Source organism: Wenzhouxiangella sp. XN79A, assembly GCF_012272825.1.
Lineage (GTDB): Bacteria > Pseudomonadota > Gammaproteobacteria > Xanthomonadales > Wenzhouxiangellaceae.
Genome location: NZ_JAAWWS010000136.1, coordinates 68,551 through 78,521, shown reverse-complemented (window position 1 = coordinate 78,521; position 9,971 = coordinate 68,551). Strand labels below are relative to the sequence as shown.

Annotated in this window: 8 protein-coding genes; 4 read left to right on the top strand and 4 right to left on the bottom strand. The window is 63.6% G+C overall.

Annotated elements, in window-relative coordinates:
- Nucleotides 1-71 precede the first annotated feature (71 nt).
- Nucleotides 72-641 carry a nuclear transport factor 2 family protein gene (locus HFP89_RS04545; protein WP_168716458.1) on the top strand — a complete coding sequence of 190 codons (570 nt, stop codon included), beginning with the start codon at nt 72-74 and terminating at the stop codon, nt 639-641.
- Nucleotides 642-769: 128 nt separating this feature from the next.
- Here the strand turns inward: HFP89_RS04545 and HFP89_RS04540 are convergent, their stop codons facing one another.
- Together HFP89_RS04540 and HFP89_RS04535 are read right to left on the bottom strand one after the other, a co-directional pair.
- Nucleotides 770-1,300 (bottom strand): cytochrome b/b6 domain-containing protein, encoded by a 531-nt coding sequence (locus HFP89_RS04540; protein WP_168716457.1) that lies wholly within the window; start codon nt 1,298-1,300, stop codon nt 770-772.
- Nucleotides 1,301-1,310: 10 nt separating this feature from the next.
- On the bottom strand, nt 1,311-2,765 hold the full coding sequence (locus HFP89_RS04535; protein WP_168716456.1) for a bifunctional 2-methylcitrate dehydratase/aconitate hydratase: 1,455 nt from the start codon (nt 2,763-2,765) through the stop codon (nt 1,311-1,313).
- Nucleotides 2,766-3,456: 691 nt separating this feature from the next.
- Between HFP89_RS04535 and HFP89_RS15940 the strand changes: the two genes are divergently transcribed.
- Nucleotides 3,457-4,929, top strand: coding sequence for a reprolysin-like metallopeptidase (locus tag HFP89_RS15940; RefSeq protein ID WP_168716455.1), 1,473 nt, complete (start codon nt 3,457-3,459; stop codon nt 4,927-4,929).
- Nucleotides 4,929-5,930, top strand: coding sequence for a hypothetical protein (locus tag HFP89_RS04525; protein WP_206212224.1), 1,002 nt, complete (start codon nt 4,929-4,931; stop codon nt 5,928-5,930). Before HFP89_RS15940 ends, HFP89_RS04525 begins: the two co-directional genes overlap by 1 nt.
- 229 nt (nt 5,931-6,159) lie before the next feature.
- Here HFP89_RS04525 and HFP89_RS04520 read toward each other — a convergent pair whose 3' ends face one another.
- Nucleotides 6,160-7,539, bottom strand: coding sequence for a sodium/proline symporter (locus HFP89_RS04520; protein WP_168716453.1), 1,380 nt, complete (start codon nt 7,537-7,539; stop codon nt 6,160-6,162).
- 654 nt (nt 7,540-8,193) lie between these two features.
- On the opposite strand from HFP89_RS04520, the gene HFP89_RS04515 reads away from it, so the two are divergent.
- Nucleotides 8,194-8,769 (top strand): DUF4136 domain-containing protein, encoded by a 576-nt coding sequence (locus HFP89_RS04515; RefSeq protein WP_168716452.1) that lies wholly within the window; start codon nt 8,194-8,196, stop codon nt 8,767-8,769.
- A 28-nt stretch (nt 8,770-8,797) separates the two neighbouring features.
- Here the strand turns inward: HFP89_RS04515 and HFP89_RS04510 are convergent, their stop codons facing one another.
- Nucleotides 8,798-9,925, bottom strand: coding sequence for a hypothetical protein (locus HFP89_RS04510; protein ID WP_168716451.1), 1,128 nt, complete (start codon nt 9,923-9,925; stop codon nt 8,798-8,800).
- Nucleotides 9,926-9,971: the final 46 nt, after the last annotated feature.

Genomic DNA, 9,971 nt, shown 5'->3' with positions numbered 1-9,971 from the left:
CCGCGTATGCTGATCGCCCCGGGCCGAGCCGCCTTCACCGCGACGTTACGACCTGCATCCAGAATCTGCTCATGCTTCGCACCCTGATCCTCCTGTCCGCCGTTGCCCTGGTGCTGCTGGCGCTCTGGTTCTGGTGGGCCCGACCCTCGGGAGAACCCGCCATGGCCGCGTACCACGACGCACTCGAAACCCATCCCGGCTCGACCGCCGCCATCGACGCCGGCCTGCGGGAATTCGGCGAGGTGTTCGCCGACCTGACCCGGTCGGATACCGCCGAGCGCATGGCGGCGCTGTACGCCGAGGAGGTGTATTTCAACGACACCCTGCTGACGCTGACGACCGGCCGCGCCGTGGCCGACTACATGGGCGCGACCGGCGAAAAGCTCGACAGCAGCGAGGTCATCGTGCATCGGACGCTCCGCGACGGCGTCGATGTCTACGTGCGCTGGGACATGCACTTCGCGACCTCGGCCTTCGGCATGAAGATCGACTCGAAGACCATCGGCATGACCCACCTGCGCTTCGACGACGACGGCCGGGTCGTCCTCCACCAGGACTTCTGGGACGCCGCCGGCGGCCTCTACGAACACCTGCCGCTGATCGGCGCGGTGGTGCGCACGGCGAAGAAGATGATGAAATGAAAGGCGAGGGGAAAGGGACTAGGGACGAGGGACGAGTAGAACCCCGTGCCCAGTCCGCCCTGCCCTTCCGATGCTCGCCCCTAGTCCCCGTTTTTCTTCACTAGTCCCTCGTCCCTAGCCCCCTGCACTCATCCCATCCTGCCCAGCGGGCGCCGGCCGTCAGGCTCCGGCGTCAGCGCACCCAAGACGTGCAACGGCAGCAGCACGGCCACGGACCAGGCGCCGAGATAGTGCATCCGATGGAGCCGTTCGGACCAGTTGCCGACCGCCACGCCGTCGCCGAAGGGGGCCGGGCCCAGGTGCGGATCGAGGATCCAGACGCCGAAACCGAGCAGCGGCAGCCCGATGAGCAGCAGATAGAACGCGGCATGGACCGTACCGGCCAGGCGCCGGCGGAGCGGGGTCGTGCGCGCGGCGGCCGCGCGCAGCGATTCGGGATGGCGGCGCCGGATCGTCCAGCGCCAGATGGCCAGCACCGCCACCAGCCCGCCGGCCGCCAGGTGCCACGGCAGCACCAGGGCCTTCAGCGGATCGCTACGGTCCAGCTGGCCCATCCACAGGCCGAACAGGATCAGCCCCGGCAGCAGCACGGCCAGCAGCCAGTGCAGCTGCCGGAGCGATTTCGGGTGGCGAATCGCCTCGTGAGCGGCGCGGCTCACGGCGCGCGCGTCAGATCAGCGACCAGAGGGCGCCGAACTCGTGGACGTCCATGTTCGACGCCACGGCCCGGTTCTCCATCGCCTCCATGATGCCGTCGGCCTGGCGCTTGCTGAAGTAGCCGCGGATCGCGCGCTCGAACTTGTCTTCGAGCAGCGGGATGCCCTCGTCGCGCCGGCGGCGGTGGCCGACCGGGTAATCGATGCTGACTTTCTCGGTGCTCGAGCCGTCGGTGAAGAACACCTGCACCGAGTTGCCGATCGCGCGCTTGTCGGCGTCGAAGTACTCCTCGGTGAAGCGCGGGTTTTCCTTGACGGTCATCTTGTCGCGCAGCGCGTCGATACGCGGATTCGCCGCGACGTCGTCGTTGTAGGACTCGGCGGTCAGGTTGCCGAAGATCAGCGGCACGGCGACCATGTACTGGATGCAGTGGTCGCGGTCGGCGTAGTTGTTCAGCGGGCCGGTCTTGTCGATGATGCGAACGCCGGCTTCCTGGGTCTCGATCTCGATCCGTTCGATGTCGTCGAGCCGGTCCTTGACCTCCGGATGGAGCTTCAGCGCGCATTCCACGGCGGTCTGGGCGTGGAACTCGGCCGGGAAGGAGATCTTGAACAGGATGTTCTCCATCACGTAGCTGCCCAATTCGCGTTCCAGCACCAGGTCCTGGCCCTTGAACAGCACGTCCTGGAAGCCCCAGCCCTTGGCCGTCAGCGCCGACGGATAGCCGATCTCGCCCTTCAGCGTCAGCAGGGCCAGCATCACGGCGCGACGGCAGGCATCACCGGCCGCCCAGCTCTTGCGCGGGCCGGTGTTCGGCGCGTGGCGGTAGGTGCGGAGCGCGCCGCCGTCGATCCAGGCCTGGGTCACGGCGTTGATCACGTCGTCGCGCGAGCCCCCCAGCATGTGCGTGACCACCGCCGTCGAGGCCACACGGACCAGCAGCACGTGGTCGAGGCCGACGCGGTTGAAGGAATTCTTCAGCGCCAGCACGCCCTGGATCTCGTGGGCCTTGATCATCGCCTCGAGGACCCGGTCCACGGACAGCGGCGGGCGACCTTCGGCGACTTCCGTGCGCGAGATGTAGTCGGCCACGGCCAGGATCGCGCCGAGGTTGTCCGACGGATGGCCCCACTCGGCGGCCAGCCAGGTGTCGTTGAAGTCGAGGTAGCGGACCTGCACGCCGATGTTGAAGGCGGCCTGGACCGGGTCGAGCTCGAAGTGCGTGCCGGGCACCCGCGCCCCGCCCTTCAGGTCGGCGCCCGGCACCAGCGGGCCGAGCAGCTTGACGCACTCGGGGAAGCGCATCGCCAGCATCGAGCAGGCCAGCGAGTCCTTCAGGCAGTAGTGCGCCGTCTGCCAGGCTTCTTCCGACGTGATCTCGTAGTCGCAGACGTAATCGGCGATCTGCTGGATCAGCGCATCGGGCTCGGGACGCGCGGCGGCGCGAATATCGACTTCTCCGCTCATGGACGGGCTTCCTCGGGAAATGGGTAAAGGTCAGCCCGGTATTTTATCAGTCCCGGACCGGGCGACCGGGAGCGAAAGCAGGTTCTCGCAGAGACGCAGAGAAATTCGAAAATCAAACGGCAGAGGATGGGCGCGAAGACGCGAAGGCGCGAAGAGAAAGGCGGAAACCCGCAAAAAGTACCGCAGATGGACGCGGATGAACGCAGATTGGACATGCGGTCCCACCCCGATGTCATCCCGGTTGGAGCGAAGCGACGATCCGACATCACCAATTCTGTCGTTCCGGGCTTGACCCGGGATCCAGCGACTTTGGGCCTTCATTCCAGGCCCGACCCCGGAATTCATCGCCCGCTCGACCCACACAGTCATCGCCGCAGCGAACAGGATTCGTCGCCCGGGAGCGCACCGTAAGCTTCTGAATATATTTCACATTCATGAAGAAGAACGCCCTGGCCCAGGTTGAACGACCCGCCAGCGGGTGCTACCGTGGCTTGCGTTGGCTCATCCAGTAGGAAACACGAAATGCGGAATTCACTGATCGGTACCGGCATGCTTGCTACCGCTCTGCTCGCCCCCCCCCCTGCACGGCTCTGAAGCAGGACCGGCCCTCATTCATTCTCCCGAGATCGTCGCTGAATCAGTCGCCCGCGAGGCCGGGATCGACAATCGACACTCCCGCCGCTTCGCCCGGGTGGAACTTGAGTTCGACCCATTGTTGCACCCCGCCAAGCCACCCGGAGAAGGCGTTGAGCCGACCGAATTCGCACCGCTCGCCCAATCCACAGTCACGATTGAGCCATTTCCCGGCGAAATCTATCGGCTGAACGGTCGCTACGTCGAGGAGTGGACCGACTCAGCCTGGACCTGGGTCGGTGCGATCGAAGGCTACGAACACTCCGATTTTGTCGTATCCATCACCAAGACCGGCTATTTCGGCATGATGCGGGTCGGACCGATCGTCTATGAACTGCGCCAGGGCTCGGACGGCAATACCTACACTCGAGAGCCGGATATTGCCGCGTATGAGATGGAGAGCGTCTGCGCGCATGGTATTGACTCGCACAGAGACGAGAAGGCCTCAGGCACATTCGGTGCCAGCCCGGGCTCAAGGGAACCACATGCGGCCGCTCAGGCGTCGAAGTCCCCGGGCGGAACCGCAGTCATCGACATCTTGCTTCTCTATACCGGCGGCGCCGCCTCGAATTACGACATCGAAGCCCTCGCGAATGCCTCAATTACGTCAATGAACGTCTCATTCGACGATAGCGATGTTGATGCTGTCGGAAGGGTAGTTCATTACGAAGCAAGTAGTTACACCGCCCCTCTAAACGTAGACCCTTTTCAGGCCATCACGATGGCAGAGCAAATGAAAAGCACCTTCCCCGGCAACACGTTCGAAGATGTTACTCCGCTTCGCAATACCCACAATGCGGATTTGGCACTATTGATTTGGGATGAAGCCAGAGCGGGAACGACGTGTGGAGCAGGACTCCCCGCCGACTCGCCTTCAGGCAACTCCGAAACCAAGTGGACCGCGAATACAGGCGATGGCTGCATCTCGATGTTCAACAATTTTACGCATGAAATCGGTCCCAATCTGGGAATCGGGCATGATTATCCGCCGAACGCAGGGTACCAAGCATATTCATTCGGCAACGGCTACTCATACCCTGGAAGCGGCGGGGTGCCGGAGTTTCGCACGATCATGGGTTCAAATGGATCTTGCACTCTAAGCAGCTGTGATCGACTGAACCTCTGGTCTGATCCAGGCAAGACGTACCAGTCGCAAGCGATAGGTGTACCGAGCGAAAGCGATGCGGTTCAAGCTCTCGAGACTATGGCGTCTGTAATTGGGGGCTACAGAACTCCGAGCGGAGCTGCACCGGGTGCATTTGGAACAGTCTCGATTATTAGGGGCCTCTGCTTCGGGGATAACTGGGTAAATTATGCAGCCCCGACTGGCCTGGTTGGCTGGTATGAAATCGAAACGGATTCCAATAGTTGGTTCAGCAGTCCAGATAGTTTCTATAGGGGCGTGGAGGAATCAGTGCCTCTTGAAGTGACATCAAGCACATGGGTCAGGGTTCGCGCATGCAACAGCGCCGGTTGCAACGCATGGAAGACCGGCAGCCAGACTGCAACATATACGGCTGGGTGCCTCTGATGTTTTTTGAAAACCAAACTCAGCAAGAATCTCGAATTTGGTCATTTTCGACCAGCGCACTTCTCTTGGCTTCAGCAACTCTTTATCAATCTGCTTTTGCAGTCTATCCAGAACCCGGTATGTACGTAGACCAGAGTGACACCAACCGTGGCCGAGGCTTCTATGTGGAGATCCAGAACGAGATTCTTTTTCTGGTGATTTATGCCTATGACGACGAAACTGGAGAAGCTCAGATTTTTACTGCAAACTCCGAGATTCGTGATGACGCGATCGATACTGGTCTGACCACCACTGGCCATCCCCCACCGAATCCGGAAGGCTATTTTCCGTTGCACTGGATGATCGGCAAACTATACAAGGTCACCGACGGACCCTGTCTGACCTGCGACCTTCCGGTGTCGAGTCTGGCGACTGAAGAAGTTGGCGACGTGGCGGTTTTCTTCCCGTTTGTTGGCCAAATGCAGGTATCCATAGTGCTTGACGACGACGCCGGATCGCTAGAAGCGTTCGCCGTGAAGCAAAACTACAAGCTCGGAACCAACAACACGCCGGGCTTTTATGAGGGAACCAGCAGCCTTCTTCTGCCGGAAATCATGGGTCAGTGGGTCTTCATCGACCAATCCAACCCCGAACGTCCTCCCTGGCGATTTCATTTCGATGAACGGGTTCCAGAGCTCGAAAACGATCGAAACACTCAGATCGTCGAACTGCCCTTTTCAGCCACCTATCGAGACTCGCGTTCCGGTGCCGAATTCCGCTGCGATATCAAGCAGGGCGCCGAGGGTGAAAAACTGAACGGATGCGAACTTCATCAAGGTGGGCAGGTGCTCTTTTCGGCGAACCATTTCGACATTGGCCCATCGCGAATCCGAGCCTTTCTAGGAGAACTGCCGGTCTACCTCAACGACCCACCTCTCCCTGCCCCTGAATTTTGGCGCGGCCCCGAGGCCGTCATCGGCGTTCGCATCGAAACGCCGCCCGATCTCGACAGCGGCCCCTGAGCACAATCATCGAGGCAAATACACTGGGTCCGGGGTCGTCGCTTCGCTCCGCCCAGGATGGCATACGGGGGATGGCTGCGTCCGAGTCATTCTGCGTTCATCCGCGTTCATCTGCGGTTTCATTAACGCTGTCGCTTTTCTCTTCGCGCCTTCGCGTCTTCGCGCCCATCATCTGCAGTTCCGCAGTTGCTGTTTCAATGCGCCTCTGCGTCTCCGCGAGAACTGCTTTTCAGCGACGCACCCGCCCGACCCAGGCGATGGCCAGCGCGAGGAAGAACGGCACGAGGCGTTCGACGGCGTCGCCCGGGGCGTTCGGGGTGAAGCTCAGGGCGACGGTCAGGACGAAGCCGGTCGCCATGGCGGCCAGCCGGTGGCCGGGCTTCACGCCGCCGTAGATCAGCAGGATCAGCAGCAGCGGGCCGAAGGCGTTGCCGAGGCCCTGCCAGGCGAACAGGACGCGGTCGAAGATGGTGGCGGGGAAGAACAGCGCGAGCACGACGGCGGCGATGCCCAGGACGATGATCACGATCCGGTCCAGCGCCAGCGAGAAGTGACCGTTGCGCAGGTCGTGGCTGACCGCCGAGCCGGCGACCAGCAATTGGCTATCGGCCGTCGACATGATCGCGGCCAGCACCCCGCCGGCGATCAGCCCGCCGATCACCGCCGGAAGCAGGTCGGCGGCCAGCACCAGCAGCAGTGACTCGCCGTCGGCGAGCTCCGGCATCAGCACCCGCCCGGCCCAGCCCAGCAGCACCATCCCGGTGTAGATCAGCGCCGCCCAGGTCAGCGCGACGGCACGCGCGATGCGGATCGACTCGGGTCTCTCCAGCGCCATGAAGCGGTTGACCACGTGCGGCTGGCCGGGATAACCGATACCGATGCCGAACAGGCCAGCGACGAACACCACGGCCAGCGGCAGGTTCGGTTGATCCGCCCAACGGACCAGCGAAGGATCGTCCAGCGCCCGGAGGCCGTCGAAGATGGCGTCGAAGCCGCCCACGGCGATCAGCGCCGCCACCGGCAGGACGAGGGCCACCAGCAGCATCATCAGGCCCTGCAGCGCGTCGGTCACGCTGGCGGCCCAGAAGCCGCCGAGGAACACGTAGGCGATGACGATCGCGGCGCCGGAAATGATCGCGACCGTGGCCGACACCGGCATGGCCGCGCCGATCGCCGTTCCGGCGGCCTGGAACTGCGAGGCGACGTAGAAGGTGAAGCAGAACAGGATGATCAGTGCGCCCAGTGCGCGCAGCCGCCGCTCGGTGACCGCGTCGACGCCCGAGGCCAGGAACTCGACCAGCGTCAGCGCGCCGTTGGCGTGGCTGGCCGGCTGCAGTCGCGGCGCGACGAAGACCCAGTTGATGACGAAACCGGAGACCACCGCCGGCACCAGCCAGATCGCCTCGAGCCCCCAGGCGTAGGCCGCCCCGCTCATGCCCAGCAGCGTCCAGGCCGAGGACGACGAGGCCGAGGCCGACAGCGCGGCGACCCACGGCCCCATCTTCCGGCCCGCCAGGTGGAAGTCGGCGGTGTCGCGCGTGCGGCGCTGGGCCCAGACCCCGATCGCGAGCAGCGCGACCAGGTAGGCAATCATCGTGGCAATCAGCATCTGTTCGTCCCTTTTTTTCGAGCCCGCTGAACGGATCGCATTCGTTCGGACTGATCGCCACAGAGGCCATCCATGCGACCCATTCCGCTTCGATATCGAAACGACCTTCCAGGCCCGGGACAGCGAGGTGGCGTTCGAGGCCAGCTCGATGTCGAGCCTCACGCCAGCATACTGCACCGCCCCCTGATGCCGGGGCGGTCCGACGGGAACCACTCCGTCGGGCGCGCGGCTGGAAGCCAGCAGGCCGTCCACCTGGTCGAACGACGGGCCAAGACCTGCGTCGTCAATCCATCCGGGCTTGTCGGAACGCTCCTGGCTGCCCGCAGCGGCCGAGCCGGGTACCCGCTGCGAGCGGCGTTCGGTCCCCACGCTCCGAGGCTTCTTCGACGACGCCGTGCGTGGATTCAAGGGACCACCCCATGAATCCAGGTGGACCCGTGCCGTCAGAATCCGATACCCGCTTGAACGCCTACCCGCACCGACCGATAATGAGGACGGCGGATCATCGCGATGAGCACCGGTCGTTCGAGTCCGCGGACGACTCGTTGTGCTTGCAGTTCGACGTCCTCGTGCCGCGACGAACACCCGGGACACTCCACTCGTGCTTCGCAGGCTTGCTTCAGTCGACCTTCTTCGAACCAGGAATCCATGGCCATGACCCTTGATCGTGCTTCAACGCTGTTCCTCGCCCTCATGCTCGCGACCCTGCTCGCCGGCTGCGCAACCGGCCCTCGCGTCCACACGTACTCCGCGCCGAACGTGGATTTCGCCGACTACCGAACGTTCGGATTCATCGAAGAAACCGGAACGGACAGAGGTGGGCTGGCGCCGAAGATCACGGAGTTCTTCAAGTCCGCGTCGCGCAGAGAGCTGACCGCGCTCGGCTATCGCTACGATCCGGAGAGTCCGGACCTGTTGATCAATTTCTTCGTCAACGCCGAACAACACGAAGATATCTACTTGCACGCCAACCTGCAGTCGATGGACGATTACTACGACTACCGCTATGGCATGTACAGCACCTGGCCCGTCTATACCCTCAAGGCCGAGAGCAACAATTACGAGACAGGAACGATCACCATCGACGTGGTCGATGCGCGCCTCGAACAGCTCATCTGGGAAGGACGCGTCGAAGGTCGACTCACCCAGCGCGTCGTCAGCAACCCGCGCGGGATCATCAGCGACTCGGTGACCGAGATCTTCTCGAAACTGCCCGCGGCCCGGCGCTGACCCGCCGGCCGGTCCGGGCATCGACGATTCAGAACTTGTAGGTCGCGCGCAGACGGACGTCGCGGTCGCGCTGCAGGAACTCGGCACCGATGCGGCGCTCCAGCTCGCGGCGCCAGCGGTAGCGGAACTCGAAGCGCAGCGCCGAGGTGACCTGGTACTGCCAGCGGAACTCGAACAGCTCGTTGTTCTGGCGGAAGTCGTTGGAGATCAGCATGCCGCCGTCGGACTGGCCGTAGTTGATGCCGACGGAGTTGTTCGGAAGAATGTTTTCCAGGTCCGTGCCGACCTGCCAGCCCCAACCGTCGACATCGCCCTGGCCCGGCAGGCCGAGCGCGGACTTCAGCGGGGTGTTCGGGGCGTGCGCGATCTCGCCGATCGCGATCAGCCGGCGACCGGCGTCGTCGACGTCCCAGCCGGCGCCGATCTTGAACGCCGCCATCACGTAGTCGTCGCGCTCGGCACTGGCCGTGCCGGCCGGCGCCAGGGCGTCCGGATAGACGGTCAGCGACAGCGCGCGCATCAGGATCGGCCCGGCCGCCTCGTCGCTTCCGAGCACGCCGAAGAAGCCGATCCGGGCATCGCTGTCGTCGAAGGTGATCGGACCGCGGAAGGTCTGGCCGTTACCGTCGCGGCCGTTGTACTGCAGCAGCGCCTCGCCGTACCAGCCGTTGTCGAAGTTGCGGCGGTAGGCGATCGCGTCGGTCCAGCCGATGTTGATCGCGCTGGCCTGGCTGCGGTCGAAACTGCGCGTGGCCATGTGAATGGAATCGAGGTTGGACTGCATGCGGCCGACCCGCCACTCCGACGCGCCGGATTCGCAGGCCACGAAGAACTCGTCGAGCGTCGCGGTGCCGGGGTTGACCTCGGTGCCCGAATCCCGGTTGGCCCGGATGTAGAAATCGAAGTCGTTGCCTTCGTCGACCACGGTCGCGGCGAACCGGGTCTGGAAGCGGCAGCGTTCGTTGATGGCCTCGCGCAGACGCAGCCGGAACCGGGCGCCGGACTCGGCGCTGCTTTCCGTCGCCCCGTCGCGGGTATCGCGCCAGGCCTCGGTATACAGGTGGGTCCTGAAATCACCGCTGACGTCCCAGGCGGGGGCCGCGGTGGCGACGAGCAGCGCGGAAAGCGCGATCGAACGAACGATGAGTCGAGTCATGCGTCTGGCCTTTCGATTGGATGTCGTGTCGAGAGCTGCCCTCGCG